Below are 26,336 nucleotides of genomic sequence, written 5' to 3'. Positions count from 1 at the left end.
GCTGGCTATTGTGATAAATGCGATTCTTCTTGGTGAACGAATTGAAAATAGTTGTTAAGTAAAATGCAGTGATGAAATTGTCTGCGTGATGATAAAAATAGTAGTTGCCGATGTTGATGTCAATGACAATATATTGGGATAACTAACGAACGTGAGCGCCTGAGAGCGAGGTGCCGCGTCCTCGTGGTGCGGACGCAGGCCTTTTACGCGGCGCTCAGCCCTCGTCGCTCCACAGCGTGCCGGCGGTCGCCCAGTTCTCTTTCTTCACGTCGGTGAGGATGATGTCGACCGAACCCGGCGCGCAGCCGAGCGTTTCGCACGTGACGCGTGTGATTGCTTCGACGAATGCGCGCTTCTGCTCGACGGTGCGGCCTTCGAACAGCTGGATATTGAAAGTCGGCATGGCATAAGGCTCCGGTTGGAATGGATTGAACGATTGACGGTGAACGATTCGGTCGGGTGCGGAGGCAACGTCAGTCGCGATACGACGGATCGATCCGGTCGAGCCGGCGCAGCAGCGCCGGCCATTCCAGTTCGCCTTCGATCGCGCCGCCGTCGCGCAGTTGTTCCGCGGTGCGCTCGGCGACGGCCGGCGCCGGCAACACGAGCGGCCCGCCGCCGGCCTGCGCGCGCACCTGGATGTCGCACGCCTTGATCAGCGTATCCATCAGCACATAGGCTTCGGCGACGGTCCGGCCGACCGTCAGCGTGCCGTGGTTGCGCAGCAGCATCGCGGATTTCGCGCCGAGGCTCGCGATCAGCCGCGCGCCCTCGGCCGGCGAGAACGCGAGCGCTTCGTAGTCGTGGTACGCGAGGTCGCCATGAAAGCGCAGCGCATGCTGCGACGCCGGCAGCAGCCCGTCGCGCTGGATCGACACGGCGATGCCGGCCGTATTGTGCAGGTGCATCACGCAAACCGCGTCGGCGCGTGCGGCGTGCACGGCCGCATGAAGTGCGAAGCCGGTCACGTTGACCGCGTGCTCGCTGGCGCCGATCCGGTTGCCGGCCAGGTCGATCTTCACGAGGTTCGACGCGCGAACCTCGTCGAACGTGAGGCCGAACGGGTTGATCAGGAAGTGGCCGGGCTCGCCCGGCACGGTCGCGGACAAATGCGTGTAGATCAGGTCGTCCCAGCCGTTCAGCGCGACGAGCCGGTACGCGGCCGCGAGGTCGACCCGCAGCTTGCGTTCGGCGTCCGCGATCGGGCCGCCGGGCTTCACGGCATCAGGACGGTGTGCGAATGACATCCGGTTCTCCAAGGGTGAGGCGGCGCGCGGCGGCTACGGTCGCCCACGACGCGAGCGCGAACGGGGCCGTGAACACGGGGATGCCCGCGCGCATCGGGAGCCACTGGAGCAGCGCCGCGAGGGCGGCGGCCGCGAGCGCCGCACGCGGGCCGCGCGGCATCAGCGCGAGCGCGGCGAGCGCACCGTTGAAACCGAGCAGGCCGTCGGCGAATGCGCCGCCGCTCGCGCCGAGCGCGACCAGCAGCACGGTCGATACGAGCGCGCCGCCAAGCGCGAACGCGGCCGCGCGGCGCGACGCGACGGCGAGGCCGGCGACGACCAGCGCGCCGGCCCACGCGCCGTGCGCGAAGGTGGTTTGAGCGACGCCCGACAACAGCGCGGCGACCGCGGAATCGAACGTCAGCAGCGCGTCGGCGCTCGCGCCGTCCGCATGCTGCAATGCGACAAACGGCAGCCACAGCGCGGTGACGGCCAGGCACGGGCTCGAATACGGGCACTGACGCCAGCGGGCGAGCGGCTTGCGCATCGCGCGTTGCACGAGCGCCGCGCCGATCGCGACCAAGGGTACCAGCGCGACGGCGGCGAGTGGATGGGGCGCGAACAGCACGGCGATCAGTGTGGCCAGCGCGCCGTTGAAGCCGTGCAGCCCCTGTTCGACGTCGCGGCGTTCGGCGCCCGTCAGCACGGCCGTCATGCTGGCGGCGGCCGAGCCGACCAGCGCCGCGCACGCGAGCCGCAGGTCGGTCAGCGCCAGCGCGACGAGCAGCAGCGCGCCGGTGAGCGCATTCGCCTGCAGCACGACCTGCCCGATGCCGCGCAGCAGGATGCGCAGGTCGATCGACGGCGAGGCGGGGCGGGCGGTAGGCATGATGGCGGCGGAACAGGATGAGCCGCGAGCATAGGACACTCCGCGATGCACCGGAATAGGGAATTCTGGATAGTCAGGATTTGTGGTCGATGCCCTGAAACGGGGCATCGAGAGGTGCGGCGCGCGTACTCGGGGATGTTTTGTTGGCGTTTTCGCGAGATTCCGGCGATTCGATATCGAATGTGCGCCATCGCTATTGTTTGCGCGTGCCCGCTTGGCTGCCGCCAAGGGGGTGATCCATGCGCGTCAGTTTCAACGCTCTAGCGACCGGGCCGCCGAGCTGGACTCGATCGACGGTGACATTCCGGATAGCGATGATTTATGTGACGATGCCCGGACACGGGATACCAAGGAGGTGGAACGATGCGTGAGGTGCGGTGGGCGTCGCTCGAAGGCGACGGGGTCGAACATCTGACGTTCGACCGCAGTGGCGGCGCAATCGTCGTCGAAAGCGCCGTGGTCGGTCAGCGGTACGGCCGCGCGTACGGGCTTGCGTATCGCGTCGAGTGCGATCCGCAGTGGCGGGTGAAGTACGCGGTGCTCAAGGTGATGGGCGGCGGCACGCTCGAACTGCACGGCGACGGGGCCGGGCACTGGCGCGACGGTTCAGGCCGGGCGCTGCACGAGCTGGACGGCTGCATCGACATCGATATCGCCGCGACGCCGTTTACGAATTCGCTGCCGATCGGCCGCCTCGGGCTCGCGCGCGGCGAGCGGCGGCCGATCGACGTCGCGTACATCTCGACGCCGGACCTGACGGTCACGCCGGTCAAGCAGGCTTATGCGTGCATCGAACCGGGCCGCCGCTACCGCTACGAAGGGATCTTCCGGAATTTCACCGCGGAGATGGACATCGACGACGACGGGCTCGTCGTCGACTACGAAACGCTGTTCAAGCGCCTGCCGCCGCTGCGCTGAACTGCGGCGCCCGTTCGCGCGGCCGGCGCCGCCGCCGGTACTGCCGCGACCGCGGGCCGTTCATGCGCGGACGCGAACCGGTCGATCCGCGACGCGATCAGGTCGGGATGGCGCAGCACGATCCAGTGCGTGCCGTCGATTTCCTCGCGCACGTGGTCACCGAGCCAGCGGTCGAGGTCGACCGACATCTCGGGGGTCACGTAGCGGTCGCGTACCGGGACGAGGATCTGCACCGGCGCCTGCGCGTACCGTTCACGCGGCTTGCGAGCCCGCGCGAGAAAGTTCGCGCGATACATCTGCATCCCGTTCAACGCATTCTTCAGTTGCACGGGATCGCGCTCGGCCCGCACGCGTTCGGTGATCTGGAGCCAGCGCGGCCACAGCGCGGCACCGCCGAGCCGCCATACCAGCGACGGTACGAGCGGCAGATGGAAGAACCCGATGTACCACGACTTCAGGCTCTGCTTGAGCCGCAGCTTCGCGCGGAACACGTGATCGAGGCACGGGCCCGAGATCGACGTGTACGACGCGATGCGGCCGCGTAACGCCGGGTCGGTCACGGCCTCCCAGCACTGGATCGAGCCCCAGTCGTGGCCGACGAGGTGGAACGGCCGGCCGCCGCAGGTCGCGTCGGCCACCGCCTTCAGGTCGCCGGCGAGCCGCTCGAGCGTGTAGTCGGCGCGGCGGCGCGGCGCATCGGATGCGCCGGCGCCGCGCACGTCGTACGCGATCACGCGGTAGCGCTTCGCGAGCCGCGCGCGGATCGGCGCCCACACGGCCGCCGAGTCGGGATAGCCGTGCACGAGGATCAGCGGCGGCGCGCGGCGCGACCCGCTTACGTAGACGGCGAGTTTCACGTCGCCGGACTGGACGGTCAGCATCTCGTGAGCGCGCGCCATCGCATCATGCCTGCGCAACCGAATGCAGCGGCACGCGGCGCGGGGCGGCTTGCGCGGCATAGCGCGCGTTGGTCGCGTCGATGTTCTCGAGCAGCGTGTCGAGCTCCTGCAGATATTGATGGTTGTCGTGATCCCACGGGTGGAAGCCCGGGCGGAAGTAGTCGAGCCATTCGCGCGCGATGCTCGGGAACACCCCGTTCTTCGGGCTGTACAGATACTTCACGAGGCGCCACATGCCGCCGAACTTGCCGTGTTCGCGACGGTGCGCGCGCATCAGGCGCACGTGGAAGTCGAACACGATGGCCCAGAAGAACACGGTCGTCGTCAGCATCGTGCCGGTGCGCAACAGGTAGCTGCCGAGGCCCGGCTTCATCACGGTGCGCCACACGTCGTAGGACACCGCCTTGTGCTCGGTTTCCTCCATCGCATGCCACATCCACATCTGCTGGTAGCCCTCGACCGAGCCGTCGATCCGGTGTTCGTGGCCCGACAGCAACTGGTTCGCGAGGATCGCCGTGTAGTGCTCGAGCGCGATCGTGATCGCCAGCTGCATCGAGTGCGGCAGCACCTTCTTGAACCAGCCGAGGATCGTCCACAGGCGCTTGTCGAGCTTGTGCGCGGGCAGGCCGGACGCCTGCAGCAGGTCGTTGTACTCGATGTGCTCGCGCGTGTGCATCGCTTCCTGGCCGATGAAGCCGATCACCTGCTTCTTCAGCTCGGGGTCCTCGATCCGGTCGCGGTAGTTGCGCACCGAATCCATGAAGAAGCGTTCGCCGGCCGGGAACAGCAGCGACAGCGCATTCATGAAGTGCGTGACCGGCACGCCCTGCACGTGCCAGTCCTTCGCGCGTTCGGGGGCAGCGCGAAACGGATGTCGCGCCGCACGGGCATCATGTTCGGTGTCGTCATGATTGTTCTCCCTGATTGCCTGCATTGTTGTAGGTGGCGTGCACCGGGGCCGGCGCCGGCGTGCCGCGTGCGGCACGGCGGGCCTTCGCGGCCTCGCGGCGGGTCGCGAGCACGACGAGCGCCTGGTAGGCGGCCGGCAGGATGCGCGCCATCCAGTCCGCGCCCTTCGCGTCGCGGCCGATCAGCACGCGGCGCTTGTTCTTGCGCACGCCGGCGAGGATCGCGCGGGCGGCATCGTCGGCGGTCGTGATGAAGAACTTCTCGAAGCTGTCCTTGCCTTGCTGTTCGCTCTCGACGATGAAGCCGACCATGTTCTTCGCGACGCGGCTCGACTGCGCGATGTTCGTGCGGATGCCGCCCGGATGCACGCAGGTGGCCGACACGCCGCACTTCATCATGTCGAGTTCCTGGCGCAGCGATTCGGTGAAGCCGCGCACCGCGAACTTGGTCGCGTTGTAGCCGCTCATGCCCGGCTGCGCGAAGATCCCGAAGATGCTCGACGTGTTGATCACGTGGCCGTCGCCCGATGCCTTCAGGTACGGCAGGAACGCCTTCGTGCCGTGCACGACGCCCCAGAAGTTGATGTTCACGATCCACTCGAGATCGCTGTATTCCATGCCTTCGATCGTGCTCGACAGCGCGACGCCCGCATTGTTGAAGATCAGGTTGACCTTGCCGTGCTCTTTCGCGGTGTCGTCGGCCCACGCGAACATCGCGTCGCGATCGCCGACGTCGAGGACGCGCGTCGACACGCGCACGTTTGGCGCGATCGCGCGGACGATCCGTTCGGTTTCGGCGAGGCCGACGCCGTTCTTGTCGGCGAGCGACACGTGGCAGCCGGCCTGCGCGAGCTGGATCGCGAGCGCGCGGCCCATGCCCGAGCCGGCACCCGTGATCGCGGCGACCTTGTTGGCGAAATCTCTCATGTCGTGGCTCCTTGTCTGGCTCAGGCCGCTTCGGCGGACGTGGAAGCGGAAGCGGCCGGCGCGGCGGCGGGCCGCGCGGTCGTGTCGTGTGGTGCGCGATACGCGTGGTAATCGGCGATCGAGAAGTGCGCGGTGGCCTGCCGGAAGCGCCAGGTGAAGCCCGGCCACAGCGTCGTGTTCTTGCCGGTGCGCGGGTCGAGGTACCAGCTCTTGCAGCCGCCCGTCGACCAGATCGCCTTCTTGAGCTTGCCCTGCAGGTCGCTGTTGAACTGCGCCTCGACGAGCGGGCGCACCTCGATCGCCTCGGCGCGCTCGCGGCGCATCGCCTGCAGCGCGCCGAGGATGTATTCGATCTGCGACTCGATCATGAACACCATCGAGTTGTGGCCGAGGCCCGTGTTCGGGCCGACGATCATGAAGAAGTTCGGGTAGCCGGGCAGCGTCGTGCCGAGATACGCGTGTGCGCCGTCGCGCCATGCATCGACGATATCGAGGCCGCCGCGGCCGATGATCGCGCCGCGCGGATACGGGTCGGCCACCTGGAAGCCGGTGCCGTAGATCAGGCAGTCGACTTCATGGCGCTTGCCGTCGGTCGTCACGACCGCGTCGGCTTCGATATGGTCGATGCCGGTCGTGATCACGTCGACGTTCTTGCGCGACAGCGCCGGGTAGTAGTCGTTCGAGATCAGCACGCGCTTGCAGCCGAGCGTGTAGTTCGGCGTGACCACCTTGCGCAGCTCCGGATCGGGAATCTGCTTGCGGATGTGGCGCAGCGCGAGCTTCTGCACGTTCTTCATCAGCGACGGATGGATCGCGAAGCCGAGCACGCGCGATTCGAGCATCCAGTAGATGCCGCTGCGCACGACCTTCTGCGTGAACGGCAGCGTGCGGAACAGCCATTTCTCGAAGCCGCTCAGGTTGCGGTCGGGCTTCGGCATGATCCACGGCGGCGTGCGCTGGAATAGCGCGAGCGACTTCACGCGCGGCGCGATCTGCGGCACGAACTGGATCGCGCTCGCGCCGGTGCCGATCACCGCGACGCGCTTGCCTTCGAGCGGGTAGTCGTGATCCCACTGCTGCGAATGGAACGCACGGCCCTGGAAGGTTTCGACGCCGGGAATCGCCGGCAGCGCGGCGCGCGACAGGCCGCCCATCCCCGACACCAGCACGCGCGCGGACAGCCGCTTGCCGTTCGCGAACGTGAGGCGCCAGCGTTGCGCGGCTTCGTCGTACTCGGCGCGCTGCAATTCGTGATTCAGCCGCAGGTGCGGACCGACGCCGAAGCGCTGCACGCAGTCTTCGAGATACGCGCGGATCTCCGGCTGCGGCGCGAACATGCGCGTCCAGCGCGGGTTCGGCGCGAACGAGAACGAATAGACGTGCGATTGCACGTCGCATGCACACCCGGGGTAATGATTGTCGCGCCACGTGCCGCCGACCGACGCGGCCTTCTCGAGGACGACGAAGTCGGTCACGCCTGTCTGTTTCAGGCGGATCGCCATCCCGAGGCCGGCGAAGCCGGTGCCGATGATGGCGATGTCGATGGTTTCGTCCAGGCCGTCATGACCAGGTGGACCGAAAGGCAACGTGCGAGCATTCATCCGGGTGTCTCCGATTTGGCTCATTTTTGAATGTTACATTGTTTGATGTAACGATAGTGGGTGAACCCGGAAACCGCAAGAGGCTAGAAGCGGGGCTCTAAGGGCCGGAAGCCAGGCGGGCAAAGGCTGAGCGGGGTTTGGAACGGTCCGGTTTCCGCAATGCGGGATGGCCGGAAAAGGCCGTCGGCAGGGCGAGACGGAAAAGAAACGGGACCGCCGGCGCACGACGGTCCGTTTGAAACGGTATCAGGGACGGATCGATCGGGCGGCCGTCTCATGGAAAACCCCGGCCACGATCGTGACCTGCGCGAGCGCGTAGAGGCCCCAGATCAGATAGTCGATGCCCGGAAAGCCGCCAAGGAAGCGGCCGACGCCGATCAGCGTGTCGGAGCCGACGAAGATCAGGCTGCCGACGGCGACCAGCGGGCCGCGCGTGCGGGCGGCGAGCGCGAAGCTCGCCATCACGCACAGCACGAGCATGTAGACGGCGACCGGCGCCAGCAGCTCGCCGAGGTGCGGGAAGAATGCCGCGTAGAACGCCGGCGCGGCGATCCACAGCCCGACGAGCGCAACGATGCGCCAGCCGTGCGGCCGCGCGCGCCACCGGAAGAAGATCGCGCAATAACACAGGTGCGTGAGCAGGAACGCGCCGAGGCCGAGGACGAACGACAGCCGCCAGTCGGGCAGCGCGAGCAGTACGTCGCCGAGCACGGCGGTCGCGAGCGCCGCGCACAGCCACGCGCGTTCGCGCGGCGCGCCGCAGGTGCTGCCCGCCGCGAGCAGCAGGATGCCCATCGCGGCTTTCGCGGCGGCCTGGCCCGGATAGGGTGCGGCGGCGAGCGACAGTCCGTACAGCAACGCCGCGGCGATGGCGAGCGGCCAGAGCCGGCGATAGGTGGCGGGAAGCGTGGCGATCAAGGCGGGTGTCTCCGGGTTGTCGTCGTCTGCGGTGGGCGGCCGGCAGCGGACGGCGCGCCGTCGAGGGCGCGGCTGCCGGCCATTATCCGGAAGAACGGATGCGCGAAAACCGGCGAATCCTTCTAGGAAACGACGGCGACGAGCCGCGATGCCGCCGCTGGTTTTTCCGCGCGTTGCCCCGGCCGAACCGGGGCAACGGCTGCGATTCGGCTTGCTATGATCGCCGCGGTATTGCCGTTGTCGATGTCCCGCCTGGCCGCGCGACCGGATGCGCGAGCCGGGGCGTGCCGATGAATCCATGCCGTGCCCGGCCCGCGCGCTGATGCGAAGGGCGGCGCCGGCTCCCCACGAAAACAGGTCCGACCATGACCGAACTTCTCCACGGCGACGGCGCGATCCGTCGCACGACGCCGTACGGTTCCTCGATCGAAAACACCTATGCGGGCGTGCTGTCGTTCATGCGCCGCAATTACTCGCGCGCGCTCGACGGCGTCGACGTCGCGATCTCCGGCGTGCCGCTCGATCTCGCGACGACCTATCGTTCCGGCGCGCGGCTCGGGCCGGCCGCGATCCGCGCGGCGAGCGTGCAGCTCGCGGAGCTCCATCCGTATCCGTGGGGCTTCGATCCGTTCGACGATCTCGCGGCCGTCGACTACGGCGACTGCTGGTTCGACGCGCACAATCCGCTGTCGATCAAGCCGGCGATCGTCGAGCATGCGCGCACGATCCTGCGCTCGGGCGCGAAGATGCTGACGCTCGGCGGCGATCACTACATCACGTATCCGTTGCTGGTCGCGCACGCGGAGCGCTACGGCAAGCCGCTGTCGCTGATTCACTTCGACGCGCATTGCGATACGTGGGCCGACGACGATCCGGACAGCCTCAATCACGGGACGATGTTCTACAAGGCCGTGAAGGAAGGGCTGATCGATCCCGCGACGTCGGTGCAGGTCGGCATCCGCACGTGGAACGACGACTTTCTCGGGATCGAGCGGCTCGATGCCGCGTGGGTGCATGACCATGGTGCGCGGGCGGCGGTCGAGCGGATCGTCGAGATCGTCGGCGCGCGGCCTGCGTATCTGACCTTCGACATCGATTGCCTCGATCCGGCGTTCGCGCCGGGAACGGGGACGCCGGTGGCGGGCGGCTTGTCGTCAGCGCAGGCGCTGGCGATCGTGCGCTCGCTCGGGGCGGTGAATCTGGTCGGAGCGGATGTGGTGGAGGTGGCGCCCGCGTACGATCATGCGGACATCACGGCGATCGCGGCCGCGCATGTCGCGTGCGATCTGCTGTGTCTGTGGCGGCAGAAGAAGGTGGCGAACGCGTTGCGTTGAGGGCGTGCCGCGCGGGACATGAAAGCGGCCGGCGGGGCATCGCGCCCGGCCGGCCCGCTGAGGGAGGGTGCCGCGCGTATTACTTCGCCGCCAGCGCACTCGCGACGTTCTTGTCGACCCAGGCGTTGTCGGCCACGCTCAGCTTCTGCGGAATCAGCTTCGCCGCGTAGAACGCATCGGCCACACCTTGCTGCGCGGCGACGATGCGCTCGTCGAGCGGCACCGCGCCGAACGGCACGCGCTTGATCCACGTCTCGACGAGCGCCTGCGGCAACCCGACCTTCGGCGCCAGCAGCGCGGCCGTGTCGGCCGGATGCCCGTTGACCCACTGGCCCGTTTCGCGTGCCTGTTTCAGGATCGCGCCGACCACGTCGGGATGCTGTTGCGCGAAACTCCGCGTCGCCTCGTAGAAATTGTTGGTCGCCGCGAGCCCCGTGTAGTCGGACAACATGCGCACCTTCAGCGCGCTCTGCGCGGCCGCGTAGTACGGGTCCCAAACCGCCCACGCATCGACGTTGCCGCTTTCGAACGCGGCGCGCGCGTCGGCCGGCGGGAGATAGACCGGCTGGATTTCGTCATAGCGCACGCCGGCCTTCTTCAGCGCCTCGAGCAGCAGGTAGTTCGCGCTCGAGCCTTTCTGCAGCGCGACCTTCTTGCCGCGCAGGCCGGCCACCGTCCGGATCGGCGAATCGGCCTTCACGAACACGGCTTCGTTGTGCGGCGCCGGCGGTTCCGCGCCGACATAGACGAACTGCACGCCGGCCGCCTGCGCGAACACGGGCGGCGGCGCGCCCGTGTAGCCGAAGTCGATGCTGTTCGCGTTCAGTGCTTCGAGCAGTTGCGGGCCGGCCGGGAATTCGAACCACTGGACGCCATAGCCGAGCGGCTTGAGCCGCGCTTCGAGCGCGCCTTGCGCCTTGACGATCGACAGCAGGCCGGCCTTTTGATAACCGATGCGCACGATCTTGTCGGCGCCGCCTTGCGCGAACGCCGACGCGGCGGACAAGGCGACCAGCGAGACGGCGGCGGCGCGGGTGAACCAGCGGGTGAAACGAATCATCGAATGAACTCCATGCGAGGCATCTTCGGAGAGCGGCCGGTGCCGCTCGGTTGGAAGAATCGTCGCATGGGCGATCGTGCCCGCAAACGAAGCATTGCCGATATGGATATGACGGCGTCGGCCCTATGCTTTGTCGTCGTGGCCTGCCGGATCGGACGTATCCGGCGCGCCGGACTGCCGCGCGGCTTCGTCGCTGAGCTTTTTGTCGAGGATCGTCGCGACCCGGCCGCCGAGATACGCGCCGGCCGCGGTTTCGAGCGCGCGGTTCGTCTCGCCTTCGACGAACACGGCCGCGAGCGGGCGCAGCCGCCAGATCGCGTCGACCAGTTCGGGCACGTCGGTGGCCGGCGGCAGCGTGCCGGCGTCGTAGCGGTCGAGCCGCTTCACGACGAGATCGACGAGCAGCCGCGCGATCGCGTCGAAATGCGGCCGCGCGAGGCTGATCACGTCGAGCAGCTCGCGCGGCGGAATCCCTTCCTTCGTCATCGCGGCCGCCGCCTCGAGCAGCGCGGGGCTTTTCGCGACGAACGACAGGCCGCGCCGTTCGAGCAGCCCGAGTTCGGTCACGCGCGACAGTTGCGTGGTCGCTTGCGGGCCGAACATCTGCGCGAGTTGCGCGAGCGAATAGGTTTTCGGCAGCTCGTGTGACCAGCGGCCGCCGATCGCGTTTTCGAGGCCGAGGATCGAGCGCAGGTCGTGGCCTTCGTCGATCGCCTTGATCAGGTCCTGGATGTTCGACAGCGTGTAGCCGCGCGCGAGCAGATGGTTGATCAGCTTCAGGCGCGCGACGTGCGTGTCGTCGTAGATGCCGACGCGCCCGCGTTTCTCCGGCGGCGCCAGCAGCCCGCGATCCTGGTAGGCGCGGACGTTGCGCACGGTGGTGTCGGACACGCGCGCGAGTTCGTCGACCGTGTACTCGTTGCGGGAATCCGGCGTGGCCTCGTCGGGCGTGGAATGAGTCTGTTTTGACATGCGGCCATTCTAGCGCGCGGCGGCAGGCTCGGGCGAGGCGGGGCGCGTGTTCGCGCCGTCGCCGAGCGGGCGCTGCAGCAGCGCCGTGTCGATCCAGCGGCCGTGCTTGAAGCCGACCGCTTTCAGCAGGCCGGCCGGTTCGAAGCCGAACGCACGATGCAGCGACGTCGAGCCGCCGGTGCCGCCGTCGGCGATCACCGCGATCATCTGCCGCCACGGGCCGCCTTCGCAGCGCGCGATCAGCGCCTCGAGCAGCGCGCGGCCGATGCCGCGGCCGCGCTGCGCGTCGTCGATGTAGATCGAATCCTCGATCGCGAAGCGGTACGCGCTGCGCGTGCGGTAGGGCGTCGCGTACGCGTAGCCGGCCACGCGGCCGTCCCATTCGGCGACGAGATACGGCAGCCCGTGGTTGAGCACCGCGTCGCGGCGGGCGCGCAGTTCGGCGACATCGGGCGGCGTTTCCTCGAACGACGCGACGCTGTGGTGAACGTGGTGTGCATAGATCGCGTGGATCGCATCGAGGTCGGCGTCGGTCGCGTCGCGCACGACGCAGGTGGGAGCGGTAGACATGGCGGCAGGGCGGGCGAAGTCAAAACGCTACTATGCCGGCCGCCGACGCGCGTGGCAAAGCCGTTGGCGATTTCGACGGTTGCGGCGGCTTACAGCCGGCCGTCCGCCGCATGAACCGCATCGGCGATCGCGTCGGCGACGCGCTGCACGCGCGGCGACCGGCGCACGTCCGGATGAACGACGAGCCAGATTTCGCGCTCGATGTCGCAACGCGGCGCGGCCGTCAGTTCGACGAGCGGGGCGCCGGCGTGTGCGGCCGGATCGTCGACGAGAAACCGCGGCAGCAGCGCGACGCCGGCCCCGGCTGCGCACGCGCGATGCTGCGCGGCGAGGTCGTTGGCGATGAACGCAAAACGGCGCCCGGCCGCGACGCGTTCGAGCCATTGCTGCTGCGGCGTTTGCGCGAGCGCGTCGTCGTAGCCGACGAACGGCCAGGTGTCGGGCGGCGCGTCCGCCCATTCCGGTGCCGCGCACAGCGCGAAGCGCATCGTGCCGAGCCGGCGCGCGGCGAGCCCCGGTTCGCTCGGCCGCGACAGCCGCACCGCGAGGTCGGCTTCGCGCGCATACAGGTTGGCCGCATGCATTTCGCCCATCAGGTCGATCCGCAGCGCCGGCCACGCGCGCTGTGCACGGGCCAGGCGCGGCGCGAGGAAATGGCTGGCGAACACCGGTGACGCCGATACGCGCACCACGCCGTCGAGCGCGGCCGCGCCTTGCGCGGCGCGCGCGAACGCATGCGCGTCGGCTTCGAGGCGCGCGGCGTGCTCGGCGAGGTGCAACCCTTCGTCGGTTGGCGGCCAGCCGCGCGGCAGCCGGTCGAACAGCCGGATTCCCAGCGCCGACTCCAGCGCATCGATGCGCCGCGCGACCGTCGAATGCTGGACCTGCAGCGCTCGCGCGGCGGCCGACAGGCTGCCGCCGCGCATCACCGCCAGAAAGTAGCGGATGTCGTCCCAGCTCATCGGCAGCGCGGGGGCGCCGGCAGAATCGTGATCAGTCGAATTTTGCACAGTAAATGGGCGTTAAACGTGAATTCCGTTCGATTATGCACGATGGGATCATCGTGTCACTTCATTCGATAGCGAGGAACGTCATGACCCAAACTGCCAACGCCATCCGGATCGGCATCGACCGTTACGGCGACGCCGGCGTGCTGCGCCGCGTCGATGCGCCCGTTGGGTTACCCGGGGCCGGCGAAGTGCGTATTCGCCAGACCGCGATCGGGGTGAATTTCGTCGACATCTATTTCAGGACGGGCGCGCACGCGTTGCCCGCGCTGCCGGACGCGCTCGGCGTCGAGGCGGCCGGCGTGATCGACGCGGTCGGGCCGGGCGTGACGGAGTTCGTGCCCGGTCAGCGCGTCGCCTATGCCGGCCTGCCGACCGGCAGCTATGCGAGCCTGCGCACGATGTCGGCCGAGCGCGTGCTGCCGGTCCCCAACGGGCTGAGCGACGAAGCCGCCGCCGCCGGGCTGCTGAAGGGGATCACCGTTTACATGCTGATGCATCGCGTGCGGCAGGTCGGCGCCGGCGATACGGTGCTCGTGCACGCGGCGGCCGGCGGCGTCGGGCTGCTCGCGACGCAGTGGGCGCGTGCGCTCGGCGCGCGGGTGATCGGCACGGTCGGATCGGCGGCGAAAGCCGCGCTCGTGCGCGCGCACGGCGCCGAAGCGGTGGTCGATTATCGCGAGGAGGATTTCGTTGCAGCCGCGCGGGCGTTCGGCGGCGGGGCGGGCGTCGACTACGCGATCGACGGAATCGGCGGCGACGTGCTGACCCGTACGCTCGGGGCGGTTCGTCCGTTCGGTATGGTCGCGAGCATCGGGCAGGTGGCGGCGATCGGCGCGCGGCAGACGTTCGATCTCGACGAGTTGGGTCCGGCCCGTTCGATCGCGCTTGCGCGGCCGAGCGTGCTCGGTTTCATCGCGCGCGACGTCGATGCATATCGGGACGCCGCGCGTGCGACGCTCGACCGGCTGGCGGGCGGCATGCACGTCGAGATCGGCGCGCGGCTGCGGCTCGAACAGGCGGCCGACGCGCACCGGTTGCTGGAGTCGCGCGCGACGACGGGCGGTGTCGTGCTGCTGGCGTGACGGCGGGAGCGGGCGACTCGCGACGCGGCTCGATCCGACGGTCGTGTCGCGAGCCGCCGCTCGCTCAGGGGTGCTTGCGCAGTGGCGCATCCTCGACGAACCACGCGAGCACGAACGCGATCGCGATGACCGCCGCGGCCGACAGATACACGACGTGCAGCGACCCGGCGAACGCATGCAGGTACGCGTCGCGCACGGCATCCGGCAACTGATGCACGGCGGCCGGGCCGAGCGCGGGCGGCAATTCCGTGCCGGCCGGCAGCGCATGCGTCATCCGCGACTGCAGCCCGTGCGAGAACAGCGCGCCGAACGCGGCGACGCCGAGCGAGCCGCCGATCGAGCGGAACAGCGTCGCGCCCGACGTCGCCACCCCCATGTGCCGGAATTCGACCGTGTTCTGCACGGCGAGCGTCAGCACGGGCATCACCATGCCGAGGCCGATCCCGAGCAGCGCCATGTACGCGTACATCGTGTGCAGCGGCGTGTCGAGCGTCAGCGTCGACAGCAGCGCCATCGCGACGCCGCCGGTCAGCGTCCCCGCGATCGGGAACATTCGGTACGAGCCGAGCCGCGAGATCAGCCGCCCGCTGACGATCGACGTGACGAGCATCCCGCCCATCATCGGCAGCAGCTGCATGCCGGCCTGCGACGGCGTCGAGCCCTTCACGACCTGCAGGTAGAGCGGGATGAACGTGACCGAGCCGAACAGCGCGATGCCGACCACGAAACCGATCAGGCTGACCAGCACGAAGGTGCGGTGGCGGAACAGGTCGAGCGGCATGATCGGTTCGGCCGCCAAGCGCTCTTCATAAATGAAGCCGCCGATCGCGACGAGGCCGAGCACGAGCGTCATCCAAAGCTGGGGCGACGTCCACGGCAGCAGCGAGCCGCCTTCGCTCGTGAACAGGATCACGCAGGTGAGGGCGGTCGCGAGGAACGCGGCGCCCATGTAGTCGATCCGGTGCTTCACGTGCGCGGTATGCGGCCGGAACGCCATGCCGATCACCGCGAGCGCGAGCAGGCCGAGCGGCAGGTTGATCGTGAAGATCCAGCGCCACGACAGGTGTTCGACCAGGAAGCCGCCGAGCAGCGGCCCGACGATCGTCGCGAGGCCGTAGACGCCGCCGAACATCCCCTGGTAGCGCGCCCGGCGATCGGGCGGCACCAGATCGCCGATCGCGGCCATCGTGACGACCATCAGGCCGCCGCCGCCGAGCCCCTGCAGCGCGCGCAGCACGATCAGCTGCGTCATGTCCTGCGCGACGCCGCACAGCGCGGAGCCGGCGAGGAACAGCACGATCGCCGCCTGCAGCACGATCTTGCGGCCGTACAGGTCGCCGAGCTTGCCGTACAGCGGCAGCACGATGGTGGACGACAGCAGGTACGCGGTGACGACCCACGACAACTGGTCGAGCCCGCCGAGCCCGCCGAGTTCGCCGACGATCGTCGGCAGCGCGGTCGACACGATCGTCTGGTCGAGCGCGGACAGCAGCATGACGAGCAGTAGCGCGGCGACGATCAGCCCGGTCGGCGCGTCGCGGCGGGCCGCGTCGGCGGCCGGCGGAGTGAGGAGGGTGTCGGTGGTCATCGAGATATCTGCCATGGCAGGGAATTGGGTCGAAATATAGCCATGAATGATTGACTAGTCAATTTCTGCCCAGACTCGATATGTTGCAGTCGTAACGGGAGATTGCCGCCGGAAAAATTGACCACGATCAGCCGGAAAGCGGGGACGAACTCAAGTTTCTTGCAGGCAAACCGTAATAGAGAGGGCCGCGGACCGATTGCCGCGGCTCTTTTCACCGCTCACGTGCCGTCATGAACCTGAACGCCCTGTTTTCCCGTTTCTCCATCCGTACGCGGATCTTCTCCACGCTCGGCCTCGTCGCCGTGCTGCTCGTCGTGTCGGGGCTGATCGGCCTCGCCGGCATGCAGAGTTCCAACCGCGCCCTCGACGAGGCCTATACGCGGCAACTGGCCGCGAAGACCGCGCTGTCCGCGGCGAGTCTGAACCTGACGATCGTGCGCACCACGCTCGACCGTGCGCTGCTGCATCCGGAAGCGCCGGAGGTGCCCGAGCTCGTGAAGAAGGCCGAGGGCTATCTCGCGAAGGCCGACACGGCATGGCGCAACTACGCGGCGATGCCGCACGACGGCGACGAGGGCCCGCTCGCGAGCCGCCTCGATGCCGCGCGCCAGGCGCTGATCGGGCAGGCGCTGAAGCCGATGATCGATGCGATCCGCGAAGGGCGGCGCGACGAAGCCGACCGCTTGCTGATGACCGTCGCGCCGCCGCTGTCGGTCGCGCTCACGCAGGCGACCGACGCGCTCGATGCGTACCAGGCCGCGCGCGGCAAGGACGTGTACGACACCGCGCAGACCTATTACGGCTGGATGCGCATGGGCGCGATCGCGGGCATCGCATTCGGGCTGGCCGCGTGCCTCGGCTGCGCGATCGGCCTGCATTTCGCGATCACGCAACCGGTGAATCGCCTGCTGTCGCATTTCCGCCGGCTGTCGGACGGCGACCTCACGTCGGAAGTGCGCTGGTCGTCGCGCGACGAGATGGCCGAACTGGTCAAGGGCGTGACGGGCATGCAGCGCAGCCTCGCGGATACGGTGCGCCAGGTGAGCCAGGGCTCCGAAGCGATTTCGACGGCGACGCACCAGATCGCGGCCGGCAACACCGACCTGTCGCAGCGCACCGAGGAACAGGCGTCGGCGCTGCAGGAGACGGCCGCGAGCATGGAGCAACTGACGGCGACCGTGAAGCAGAACGCGGACCACGCGCTCGAGGCGCAGGCCTGCGCGGACAGCGCGAGCGAGATCGCGACGCGCGGCGCGACGGTCGTGGGCGAGGTGATCGGCACGATGAACGAAATCGACCAGAGCTCGCAGAAGGTCGCCGACATCATCGGCACGATCGAAGGCATCGCGTTCCAGACCAACATCCTCGCGCTGAATGCGGCGGTCGAAGCCGCGCGCGCGGGCGAGCAGGGCCGCGGTTTCGCGGTGGTCGCGGGCGAGGTGCGCACGCTGGCACAGCGCTCGGCGTCCGCGGCGAAGGAAATCCGCACGCTGATCGGCGAATCGGTCGAACGTGTCGCGACCGGCTCGCGGCTCGTCGGCATGGCCGGCACGACGATGCAGGACATCCAGCAGGCGATCGGGCGCGTGACGGGCATCATGACGGAGATCGCGGCCGCGTCGAGCGAGCAGCGCGACGGGATCGAGCAGGTGAACCGCGCGGTGTCGCAGATGGATCAGGTGTCGCAGCAGAACGCGGCGCTCGTCGAGCAGGCTGCTGCTGCTGCCGCGTCGCTGGAGGAACAGGCGGATGGGTTGCGTCGGGCAGTGGGGGCGTTTCGGGTCGTTTGAGCGGGGCGGGATGATTCGCTGCGAATCTGTCGGTTGATGCGACCTGTTTCACGGGTCGGTCGATGCTCTCGTCGTTGATTCGCGCGAGCAGTTTTTTTGAAGAACAAGGCCCCGCTAGCAGGGCTTTGTTTCTTATAAATCAAAGGCTTGGGGTTAAAACAAAGGCAATCTGGCGCGAAGCCAATCCCACCTGGAGGGGGGATCATTAGATATTTTTGGTAATTCGATTCGTCAGTCAAGTCGATATAGCGAATCCGATTGCCCTCGTAATTCAGGGGTGGATGAAAGCTGTCTCCGTGATACCAATTGACGGAGAAATATCGCCTCGCAAGAAGCTCGCCCTCCTCACTGAAAACTCTTAGCTCGATGTTGTCATTGGTCGCGTCCTGATCGTTCCCGCCGGTGCCGCACAGTTTGAATTGGTACCAAACGCCATTCATGTTCTTTATGCCGCCATCCAATGTCTCCGGGCGATCATAGAAGTCACATCGTCCGTAGATGGGGCGATTGAAATGAATGATTAAGCCTGTGCATATATAAATGGCAATGGCTAGGCCAATGTATCTGATGGCTCTATTCGGCATATCTCACCAAGATCAAGATCGATTGGTTTCTTTAGCTTTAAATAGACTGGGCGTGAATATATCATGAAATCTCTGCCTCTGTGATGCCTCTCTCGCCAGCGGATGTAGTCCGCGTTGTAGATCGGAAAGTAAACGTCGGGCCTTCTGAATTTTCCGAACTTGCTTCTTCGGGTGTCGACTGGTTTGTTGATATTTTTTGACCAAATATCAATGTCGAATTCTCGCTTTGGCGATCTTGAGCCGGTGAGAAGCGCCCCTGTAGCGATGATCACTCCGTGCGTGTTCCAGTGACCTAGATATTGTTTTCCGTTGAATGAGTAGTTGTCTTTCACGTAAACATAGATGTGCGTAATTTTTCCCGTGGCATTCAGGCAATAAAATGTGCTTGATTTTTCATATTTGAAATATTTTTCGCTGGAAATTTCAACATTCCCGATGGCTACGTAAATGTTGAAATTGGCCAATGCCCCTGTGATATCTGTTGGGGAAAGATTTTCAAGGGTGTCAAAATTTCCTATTTTGGATAGTTGAAATTGCCATTTGTTGTGAAATTCATGAAAATTTCCTGTGAGCGAGGTGGTGTTAAAAGTGAACGCGGAGTTTCTGTCAAAAAATAGCTCCTTGACAAATGACTTCGTGATATCTGTTGCTGTGCGTATGGAGCGTTCGCTGTAGATATCATTCTCAAGAAGTTTCTCGTATTTTTTTCTGACATTTCCGAATTTCAACACCCAGTCAAGCGTAACGTCATCGTTATTCATCGGCTGATCTGACGTTGGATCGTCATTGTAGGTATGCGCCGCGCCCGCAAACCAGATTCGCGCGAGCCTAGCCGAAACCTTCCAGCCCAGATTGTCCATCGCAATCGGCACGTCCTGGAGATCGAAAGGCGGCGGGTTTTCGCAGACCTCCGATTCCGCCTGCGTCGGCAGTCCTTTGGTTCTTGCCTGATCGGTTTGTGGCGGCGGTTGAGGTGGCGCAGGAGGCTTCGGGACGTCCGAAGGCCTGGAAATCACTTTCGGAGGCGGTGGCGGCGGCTTTTCCCCGGAGCGAGCCGGTCGATCGATACGCTCCTTTGCGTATCGAGCGGAATGCACCCTTGGGAACCCTTGTATGCCCTCAACTCCGATCCGAACAATCCCTTTTCGGGTTTGTAGTACGGCAGTTTTTTCACGTCGGCCATGGACTATTCCGTTTGCAACGAATGGCCTGGCATCGTAAAAGCCAGTTGCAAACGGACGAACCGTCAGGTATTGCTGAAACAGGTCGAAACGAGCGTGGGCAAGGGCCTCTGGCATCGAGAAATGTGCCCGAATGTGTCGGCAATCGCGATGTCGGAGATCGTCCCCTGGCGGGCAGGCGCCCGCCCGCCGCATCAATCCGCCGCGTCCGCGAGTTGCGCGGCCGCCCGCGACGACGCGACGATCAGCAGCTTCATCGTCGCGCGCGTCGCGCCGACGAACAGTTTGCGCGCGGCACGCGCGTCGAGCGTGTCGAAGTCGACTTCGGTGAGGATCACGCACGGCGCCGACTGACCCTTGAAACGGTAGATCGAATCGAGCAGCACATCGCCGTCGCGATACTCGGGGTTGCCGAACAGGTCGTACTTGCCGGTGAAGCGCTTGATCCGGTGCGGGCCGAGCTGGTCGAGCGGCGCGAGCACCGAGCCTTCGCGGCCGCGGTACGACAGCACCGCGATGTCCTGCTTGCGGAAACCGAGCGACAGCGCCTGCGTGATCGCACGCTTGGTCGCGTCGATGCAGGCTTGCGCCAGTGCGTCGCCCGACGCGCCTTCTTCCCCGTAGGCCGACACCGACGGATCGGAACCGTCGAACGGGCTGCCCGAGCGCAGTTCGGCCGCGAGCGGCTCGACCCGGCCGACGACGTCGCGCACGAAGTCGAGCAGGTCGCGCGGGCTGCGGTAATTCGTGAGCGCCTTCAACGTGACCCAGCCGGGCAGCGCGACGGGTTCGCGCATATACAGGTTCTGCAGCGGATCTTCCAGCCACCACCATGCACCGTCCGGCGCCAGCAGCCGCTCCAGCGCGGCGGCCCACGGCGCATGAAAATCCTGCCCTTCGTCGACGATCAGCACGTCGAAGCGCCAGCGTTCGGGAATCGGCGCTTGCGCGAAGCGCGCCTCGAGCCGTTCGAATTCGCCGGGCACCTGGAAATCGGGCGTATAGCCGCCGTCGCGCGCGACCCAGTCGCACAGCTGGTGGTAGTTCGCGATCTTCGCGCCGGGCGGCGCGATGCGCGCGATGTAGTCGGCGAGCGGCCGGTTGAAGCAGACGTAGAGCACGCGCTGGCCGGCCGCGACGGCATCGCGCATCACCTGTACCGCGAGCTGGGTCTTGCCCGACCCCGCGGTGCCGGTGACGCGCAGCCGGAACGGCGTGAAGTCGAGCTGGCGCGCCCATGCGGCGAGCCCGCCCGACAGCCGCGTGACGAGCGTGCCGGCTTGCCCGACGAGCGCGCTCGTGTCGGGCGTGAGCGCGAGTTCGTCCGCGAGGAAATGGTGGAGCTTCGGCGCGTTCGGAAAGTGCTCGTCGTCCTCGGGCAGGATCTGCCGGATCACCTGCGCGAGCTGCGCCTTGCGCGACGCATCGACGATGCGGTCGGGCGCGACGCCGGCGATCGACGCGTCGCGGATCGAGTAGTCGGGGCAGTACAGCAACGCCTCGACGCCGTAGACGCCCGCGCCGAGCGCAGCCGTGAGGCGCCGGTGCAGCGTCTCCTGCGTGCGCGCGAGCTGGATCGGGACATTGCGCTCCTTCTGCAGGTAGACCTTCACGAGCCCTTTCGGGGTCTCGCGCAGGAAGCCGGCCTTCTGTTCGATCAGCAGCACGCGCCCGGCCGGGCTCACGACGACGAACGCGGCTTCGCCGAACACCGAGAATGCCTGGTCGGCGCGCGTCCAGTGGACGCCGTGATACACGGTGTAGCTGTCGGGCAGCGCGTGTTCGAGCGCGGCGAGCGTTTCGCGCTCGCGTTCGGCCGCGCCGGTCGCGGCGAGGCTTTTCCAGTCGTCGGGGATGAGGCGGGCCATGGCGTCGGGCGGCGGATGCCGGCGTGGGCGTGAACGGGTGCGGCTATTGTACTGAGGAACCCGTTCATGCCCGCGGCGCGGCGCGGAGGTTGGCCGTTCGCGATTCGGGCGGCCGGCCCGGCGGACGTCAGCCGCGCGTGAGCCGCTTCGCGAGATCGGCGCTGAGGATCGCCATGCGCGCGGGTTTTTCGTAGCACACCACGTCGAACGCGCGGATCACTTCGCTGATGTCGGCCTCGCTCGCGCGGCCGGTGAGCAGGTCGCCCGTCAGCACGAAAATCGGCGCGCCCGGGTTGTCGGACGTGCGCACGGCCTTGATCGCGGTGGCGGCCGTCCCGTCGTCGAACAGCCATTCGGTCAGGACCGCGTCGAAGGCCTGACCCTGCAGCGCATCGACGAACGCCGCGAGGCCGTCGAACGCGGCCGTCGCGAAACCCTGCCGCTCGAGATAGCGGCACAGCTCGGTTGCGCTGACGCGATCGGGGTCGATCACCGCGACGACGAGCTTGTCGCTCTCCGCGCGGCGCGGATAGATCTCGATCTTGTGCACGTCGTACGCGTTCTGGTACAGCACGCCGGTATGGCGCAGCACGCGCCAGCGGCCGTTCTGTTCGTACGCGACGAACTCGGGGCGCGCGCCGGCTTCGAGCGGCGCGCCGATCCAGGCGGTGCACGGAATCTCGGCGACGCCCGCATACAGGACGGCTTCCTGGGAATAGGCGCCGACCATGCCGGGGTCGAGCGTTTGCGCGCCGAACAACTGGGCGGCGGGTTCGCCGTACGCTTCGGCGACTTTCTTGATCTGCGCGAGCGTCCAGGGGCTGCTGCCGCGCAGTTTGCGGTGGCCTTGCGAGAAACTCAGATCGAGGATGCGGCACAGCTCGGTGGTCTGCTGGCGCTTGCCGATGCCGTTGCGGGTCATCAGCTCGCGCACGCGCTCGGCAACCGCGAGGGAATCCGTGGTGATTGCTTCAGTGGTCATGCTACGGGGACGGATCGTGACGTTCAGAACGACGCCTTGCGGCAGTCTCGGCGGACAGTCTTCATGACGTCCAATGGCGAGCCGACCGGCCACGCACGGAAAAGATAACTTTACCGCAAAATGGTCGTCATTCAGTGTTGTGAAAGGTGCGTTTGTGTGAAAGGTGTGTCATGACGTTACGTCCGATCTGCCGCGGCGCGGGCGCGTGACAGGGCGTTCGACGCCTTCAAGTCCGCATTCCGACGGACCGGGATGGGATTGACGACGGACCGGCATGCGATTCCGCACGAGACAGCAGGTAATCGCCGCGCGATGCACCAACGCGGGGCGAACCCCCATGCCCCGACCGACGTATCCCGCCCATTTTTGCAGGACGATCGATGGATGGTTTCCTCTAGTGAAACCAACGAAGTTACATTTTCGGCGTCGGCCAAGCCGCGTGCTACGATTTCGCCGTCTCAAAAAAGTGTTGAACCGATGCAGAAGACATTCTTGATGCGCGGATACGAAATGAACTGCGAGCCGCGCGTGACGGAGACCGGCAAATACGCCGCGCAGGTCGAGGTCACGAAGGTGGGTTTCAGCCGCGAGGCTGCGTTCCGCAAACTGGGTGAATTCGACACCGAAGCCGAAGCGGTCGCGTACGCCAGACAATTCTCCGAAGAGTGGTTGAGCCGCTATGCGTAGCGCGGCGGGTGCCGATGCCCGTGCTATCCGGGCATCGGGCCGAGCGGCGGTGTAGTGCGCCGAACGGCCGGCATTGCTGCCTCAATATTGCGAATGCGTCGGGAAATTTGTAGATTGATGACTCCCGTTGTGGGGTATCGATCGTCCGAAAGCAACGCAATTGGAGACCGCGAATGTCCACCTTGTGCATGCAGACCGTCGTTCACGGCAAGACTGTCCAGATCGTGCTGTCGCCCGAGAGGCGGACAGCCAGGATCGACATCGTCGATGACGAAACCGGCAGCTACCCGCCCCGCACGATGAGCATCGAGCAGTACGTCAACGCCGGCATGGCCGACGACGAAATCGCGCGGCATGTTCTCGAAGTCGTCACGATGTCGATCGAGCAGCTTGCGAGGCTGCAGCCGTTCGACCGCACGGCAGGCACCCAAACGCGCTATTCGCACTGAGCGCTTGTGCAGCGATCGCTCCGCGCAGACCGCGAAGTCCTGACTGAATGGTTGCGCGATGATCGAGCATTCGACGTGGCGTGGTCGAGCGCGACGCGCATCGATTGCGCGTGCGCGCTACGCCGGCAGATACAGGAACGGCTCGCCGTTTTCCCGCTCGACGGACAGTAGCCGCTCGCGCTGATCCTGCGCGAACAGTTGCTTGTCAGCCGCGGCCGCTTCGGCGATCGCGGCATCGACGCGCTAAGCTTCGCCTGCCGTGCCCTGATATCCGACAGAAAACCATGACCACCACCTATCCGCTGCACGACGCATTGAGCCACGCCGATACGGCATTTCCACCCGAAGCCGACGTCGTGATCGCCGGCGCCGGCATCATGGGCTGCGCGGCCGCGTACTACCTCGGCCGGCGCGGCCTGAAAGCCGTCGTGCTCGACAAGTCGCGCATCGCCGGCCAGCAATCGACGCGCGCGTGGGGCTTCGTGCGACAGCAGGGGCGCGAATCCGCCGAAGTGCCGCTGATGATGGCCGGCATGCGGATCTGGGAAGGCCTGGAGCAGGCGCTCGGTTTCGATCTCGAATGGCGGCAGGGCGGCTGCCTCTACCTGGCGGACAACGACGACGACTGGGCCTCGTTCCAGGCGTGGCTCACCGTGGCGCGCGAGCATGGGCTCGACACGCGCACGCTGACACGCGCACAGATCGACGAACGCGTGACCGGACTGTCGACTCACGCGCGTACCCTCGGCGGTTTGTACACGGCGACCGACGGGCAGGCCGAGCCGCGTCGCGTGGCCGCCGCGTTCGCGGCGCGCGCGACCGAGGCCGGCGCGCGTTTCTTCGAAGGCTGCGGCGTGACCGCGATCGAGACGGCGGGCGGCGCGGTCGTCGGCGTCGTGACCGAACGCGGGACGATCCGCACGCGGCGCGTGATCTGCGCGGCCGGCGCGACCAGTTTCCGGCTGCTCGACGGCGTCGGCATCCGGCTGCCGCAGCAGGCCGTGCGCGGCACCTGCATGCGCACCAACGTGCTGCCCGACGTGTCCGCGTCGACGATCTGGGGGCACGGCCTCGGCATCCGGCAGCGCAAGAACGGCGCGATCAATCTCGCCGACGACATGCAGGTCGACGTCGATCTGACGCTCGGCCACCTGCGCGGATTGAGCCTCTTCTGGCCGGAATTCTGGTCGCAGCGCGACAAATTCCGGCTGCACCTGAATGCGTCCGCCTGGCGCGACGTGCTCGCACGCATCAGTGGCGCGACCGGGCCGATCGAGCCGCGCGATCCGCAGCCGCAGCCGAATCGGGCGCATGCGCCGCGCGCGCTCGCGAAGCTCAAGGCAATCTTTCCCGCGCTGAAGGATGCGCAGATCGTCGAGGCGTGGGCCGGCCTGATCGACGTGCTGCCCGACGGCATCCCGGTGATCGATGCGCCGGGTACGCCGTCGGGGCTCGCGATCGCGACAGGGTTCTGCGGGCACGGCTTCGCGATGGGGCCCATTGTCGGCCGGCTGCTCGCCGAATGGATCGACACGGGCGCGCCGTCGCTCGACCTGTCGGCATTTCGCGCGCGGCGGTTCGTCGACGGGACGATGGTGCGGCCGCGCAGCATGCTGTGACGCCCGGGCACCCGCGTTCCCGTCGTAGAATCGAGCCCGCATCCTTCAGGAGATTCCCCGTTGGCCACGCCATCCGATCAGCGCCGCTCGTTGCGCATGCGTCTGCGTCGCGCCCGCAATCCGTGGCAGGCGCCGCGTGCGCGTACGCTGTTCACGCGCCCCGCGACGTCGCCGCTGCGCACGCTGCTGTTCCGTCTCGGCGCGGTCGTGCTGTTGTGCACGCTGGCGTTCCTCGTGCTGTATCTCGATCGCGACGGCCTGCGCGATTCGACCAAGAGCACGCCGATGACCGTGGCCGATCTCGTGTACTTCACGATGGTCACGGTCGCGACGGTCGGCTACGGCGATATCGTGCCCGTCACGGCGCGGGCGCGCCTGCTCGATGCGTTCTTCATCGTGCCGATCCGCATCGGCATCTGGTTCATTTTCCTGGGCACGGCGTATCAGTTCGTGATCCAGCGCGTCATCGAGGAATTCCGCATGAAACGCCTGCAGAAGCAACTGTCCGATCACATCGTCGTGTGCGGTTATGGCCTGTCGGGATCGATCGCGGTGCGCGAGTTGCTGGAGAGCGGCGTCGATCCGGCGACGATCATCGTGATCGATTCGCAGCAGCAGGCACTCGAGGCGGCGACGTCGCTCGGCGTGACGGGGTTGCTCGGCGATCCGGCACATGAGGATCTGCTGCAGCAGGCGCAGGTGCGCGCGGCGAAGGCCGTGATCATTTCGGTAACCGACGATCCGACCGCGATCCTGCTGACGCTGTCGGTGCGCAGCATCGCGCCCGATACGAAGATCGTCGTGCGGATTCAGGAGAACCTGTATCAGCGGCAACTGCGGCAGGCCGGCGCGGACGTGATCGTATCGTCGACGAAGATCGGCGCGCTGTTGCTGGCGGATGCGGTCCACAGCCGCTACATCGTGCCGTTCGTGAACGACATGCTGTCGACGCGCGGTCGCGCGACGCTGCTGGAGCGCGAGGCGTTGCCGCATGAAATCGGTTGCCTGACGAACGTCGTGCCGGGCGCGATCGTGGTCGGGCTCGATCGCTGCGGGAAGATTCATTCGTTTTACGAAGATCCGCCGTGCAGGATCGAGGCCGGTGATACGCTGGTGGTGATTCAGTCGGCGCGGATTCCGGATCCGGATGCGTGAGGACGTTTGGCTTGGGTGATGCGCCCATGAGGGCACGGGCGCCTGGCGTTGTCCATGAAGCCTTTCTCGAACGCGGCGGCTGCTTGAGCTGCTGGAACACGTTGCAGCGGAATCAGCGG

At 66.7% G+C, this 26,336-nt stretch carries 23 protein-coding genes and 1 pseudogene; 8 read left to right on the top strand and 16 right to left on the bottom strand.

The annotated features are described in order from the left end of the window. Positions 1-214: 214 nt before the first annotated feature. The 3 genes from SY91_RS21945 to SY91_RS21935 form a co-directional block, all read right to left on the bottom strand. Positions 215-403 carry a 4-oxalocrotonate tautomerase gene (locus SY91_RS21945; protein ID WP_006478750.1) on the bottom strand — a complete coding sequence of 63 codons (189 nt, stop codon included), beginning with the start codon at positions 401-403 and terminating at the stop codon, positions 215-217. A 70-nt stretch (positions 404-473) separates the two neighbouring features. Then, a complete protein-coding gene (locus SY91_RS21940; RefSeq protein WP_023475896.1) occupies positions 474-1,247 on the bottom strand; it encodes a class II aldolase/adducin family protein in 774 nt (257 codons plus the stop codon). Then, positions 1,225-2,115, bottom strand: a complete 891-nt coding sequence (locus SY91_RS21935; RefSeq protein ID WP_023475895.1) for an urea transporter — start codon at positions 2,113-2,115, stop codon at positions 1,225-1,227. Before SY91_RS21935 ends, SY91_RS21940 begins: the two co-directional genes overlap by 23 nt. A gap of 363 nt (positions 2,116-2,478) precedes the next feature. On the opposite strand from SY91_RS21935, the gene SY91_RS21930 reads away from it, so the two are divergent. After that, entirely contained in the window at positions 2,479-3,033 is a 555-nt protein-coding gene (locus tag SY91_RS21930) for a putative glycolipid-binding domain-containing protein (protein WP_006478752.1), read from the top strand. Here SY91_RS21930 and SY91_RS21925 read toward each other — a convergent pair. The 5 genes and pseudogenes from SY91_RS21925 to SY91_RS21905 all read right to left on the bottom strand — a co-directional run bounded on the left by SY91_RS21925 (position 2,994) and on the right by SY91_RS21905 (position 8,286). Further along, on the bottom strand, positions 2,994-3,932 hold the full coding sequence (locus tag SY91_RS21925) for an alpha/beta fold hydrolase (RefSeq protein ID WP_105798323.1): 939 nt from the start codon (positions 3,930-3,932) through the stop codon (positions 2,994-2,996). The two genes, SY91_RS21930 and SY91_RS21925, sit on opposite strands and share 40 nt — an antisense overlap. 4 nt (positions 3,933-3,936) lie before the next feature. Continuing rightward, positions 3,937-4,841 (bottom strand): annotated as a pseudogene (locus SY91_RS21920) (metal-dependent hydrolase). After that, complete coding sequence (locus SY91_RS21915; RefSeq protein ID WP_023475893.1) at positions 4,838-5,767, bottom strand: SDR family NAD(P)-dependent oxidoreductase; 930 nt, start codon at positions 5,765-5,767, stop codon at positions 4,838-4,840. The pseudogene SY91_RS21920 and the gene SY91_RS21915 overlap by 4 nt, the downstream one beginning before the upstream one ends. Before the next feature lie 20 nt (positions 5,768-5,787). Further along, on the bottom strand, positions 5,788-7,368 hold the full coding sequence (locus SY91_RS21910) for a flavin-containing monooxygenase (RefSeq protein ID WP_023475892.1): 1,581 nt from the start codon (positions 7,366-7,368) through the stop codon (positions 5,788-5,790). A gap of 246 nt (positions 7,369-7,614) precedes the next feature. Beyond that, the gene (locus SY91_RS21905; protein ID WP_043887357.1) at positions 7,615-8,286 is read right to left on the bottom strand and encodes a lysoplasmalogenase; all 672 of its coding nucleotides are present in this window, start codon (positions 8,284-8,286) and stop codon (positions 7,615-7,617) included. Positions 8,287-8,651: 365 nt separating this feature from the next. Between SY91_RS21905 and speB the strand changes: the two genes are divergently transcribed. Beyond that, the gene (gene speB, locus SY91_RS21900; protein ID WP_023475890.1) at positions 8,652-9,620 is read left to right on the top strand and encodes an agmatinase; all 969 of its coding nucleotides are present in this window, start codon (positions 8,652-8,654) and stop codon (positions 9,618-9,620) included. A 79-nt stretch (positions 9,621-9,699) separates the two neighbouring features. Here the strand turns inward: speB and SY91_RS21895 are convergent, their stop codons facing one another. From SY91_RS21895 to SY91_RS21880, 4 genes are all read right to left on the bottom strand, one after another. Next, complete coding sequence (locus SY91_RS21895) at positions 9,700-10,680, bottom strand: sulfonate ABC transporter substrate-binding protein (RefSeq protein ID WP_023475889.1); 981 nt, start codon at positions 10,678-10,680, stop codon at positions 9,700-9,702. A gap of 123 nt (positions 10,681-10,803) precedes the next feature. Next, on the bottom strand, positions 10,804-11,652 hold the full coding sequence (locus SY91_RS21890) for a MerR family transcriptional regulator (protein ID WP_006478759.1): 849 nt from the start codon (positions 11,650-11,652) through the stop codon (positions 10,804-10,806). Between the two features lie 9 nt (positions 11,653-11,661). Further along, positions 11,662-12,222 (bottom strand): GNAT family N-acetyltransferase, encoded by a 561-nt coding sequence (locus tag SY91_RS21885; RefSeq protein WP_006478760.1) that lies wholly within the window; start codon positions 12,220-12,222, stop codon positions 11,662-11,664. An 89-nt stretch (positions 12,223-12,311) separates the two neighbouring features. Then, complete coding sequence (locus SY91_RS21880; RefSeq protein ID WP_043887355.1) at positions 12,312-13,184, bottom strand: LysR family transcriptional regulator; 873 nt, start codon at positions 13,182-13,184, stop codon at positions 12,312-12,314. A gap of 131 nt (positions 13,185-13,315) precedes the next feature. On the opposite strand from SY91_RS21880, the gene SY91_RS21875 reads away from it, so the two are divergent. Beyond that, positions 13,316-14,314, top strand: coding sequence for a quinone oxidoreductase family protein (locus SY91_RS21875; RefSeq protein WP_023475887.1), 999 nt, complete (start codon positions 13,316-13,318; stop codon positions 14,312-14,314). Positions 14,315-14,378: 64 nt separating this feature from the next. Here SY91_RS21875 and SY91_RS21870 read toward each other — a convergent pair whose 3' ends face one another. After that, positions 14,379-15,902 (bottom strand): MDR family MFS transporter, encoded by a 1,524-nt coding sequence (locus SY91_RS21870; RefSeq protein WP_023475886.1) that lies wholly within the window; start codon positions 15,900-15,902, stop codon positions 14,379-14,381. A 230-nt stretch (positions 15,903-16,132) separates the two neighbouring features. Between SY91_RS21870 and SY91_RS21865 the strand changes: the two genes are divergently transcribed. Then, on the top strand, positions 16,133-17,692 hold the full coding sequence (locus SY91_RS21865; protein ID WP_006478764.1) for a methyl-accepting chemotaxis protein: 1,560 nt from the start codon (positions 16,133-16,135) through the stop codon (positions 17,690-17,692). A 550-nt stretch (positions 17,693-18,242) separates the two neighbouring features. Here the strand turns inward: SY91_RS21865 and SY91_RS21860 are convergent. The 3 genes from SY91_RS21860 to SY91_RS21850 all read right to left on the bottom strand — a co-directional run bounded on the left by SY91_RS21860 (position 18,243) and on the right by SY91_RS21850 (position 22,307). Further along, positions 18,243-19,574, bottom strand: a complete 1,332-nt coding sequence (locus SY91_RS21860; RefSeq protein ID WP_260632488.1) for a DUF6402 family protein — start codon at positions 19,572-19,574, stop codon at positions 18,243-18,245. Positions 19,575-19,651: 77 nt separating this feature from the next. After that, positions 19,652-21,325: an ATP-dependent helicase gene (locus SY91_RS21855; protein ID WP_023475883.1), complete on the bottom strand. Its 1,674-nt coding sequence runs from the start codon at positions 21,323-21,325 to the stop codon at positions 19,652-19,654. A 127-nt stretch (positions 21,326-21,452) separates the two neighbouring features. After that, entirely contained in the window at positions 21,453-22,307 is an 855-nt protein-coding gene (locus SY91_RS21850; protein ID WP_011547464.1) for a helix-turn-helix domain-containing protein, read from the bottom strand. 477 nt (positions 22,308-22,784) lie between these two features. Between SY91_RS21850 and SY91_RS35510 the strand changes: the two genes are divergently transcribed. From SY91_RS35510 to SY91_RS21830, 4 genes are all read left to right on the top strand, one after another. Then, positions 22,785-22,994, top strand: a complete 210-nt coding sequence (locus SY91_RS35510) for a hypothetical protein (protein ID WP_006478767.1) — start codon at positions 22,785-22,787, stop codon at positions 22,992-22,994. A gap of 173 nt (positions 22,995-23,167) precedes the next feature. Continuing rightward, a complete protein-coding gene (locus tag SY91_RS21840; protein WP_006478768.1) occupies positions 23,168-23,443 on the top strand; it encodes a hypothetical protein in 276 nt (91 codons plus the stop codon). A gap of 284 nt (positions 23,444-23,727) precedes the next feature. Further along, entirely contained in the window at positions 23,728-25,062 is a 1,335-nt protein-coding gene (locus SY91_RS21835; RefSeq protein WP_023475882.1) for an NAD(P)/FAD-dependent oxidoreductase, read from the top strand. Positions 25,063-25,122: 60 nt separating this feature from the next. Further along, positions 25,123-26,217: a potassium channel family protein gene (locus SY91_RS21830; protein WP_012339802.1), complete on the top strand. Its 1,095-nt coding sequence runs from the start codon at positions 25,123-25,125 to the stop codon at positions 26,215-26,217. Positions 26,218-26,336 lie beyond the last annotated feature (119 nt).

Source organism: Burkholderia cenocepacia, assembly GCF_014211915.1.
Classification (GTDB): Bacteria; Pseudomonadota; Gammaproteobacteria; order Burkholderiales; family Burkholderiaceae; genus Burkholderia; species Burkholderia orbicola.
The sequence above is the reverse complement of the archived record's forward strand: the minus strand, read 5'-3'. Positions and strand labels throughout refer to the sequence as shown.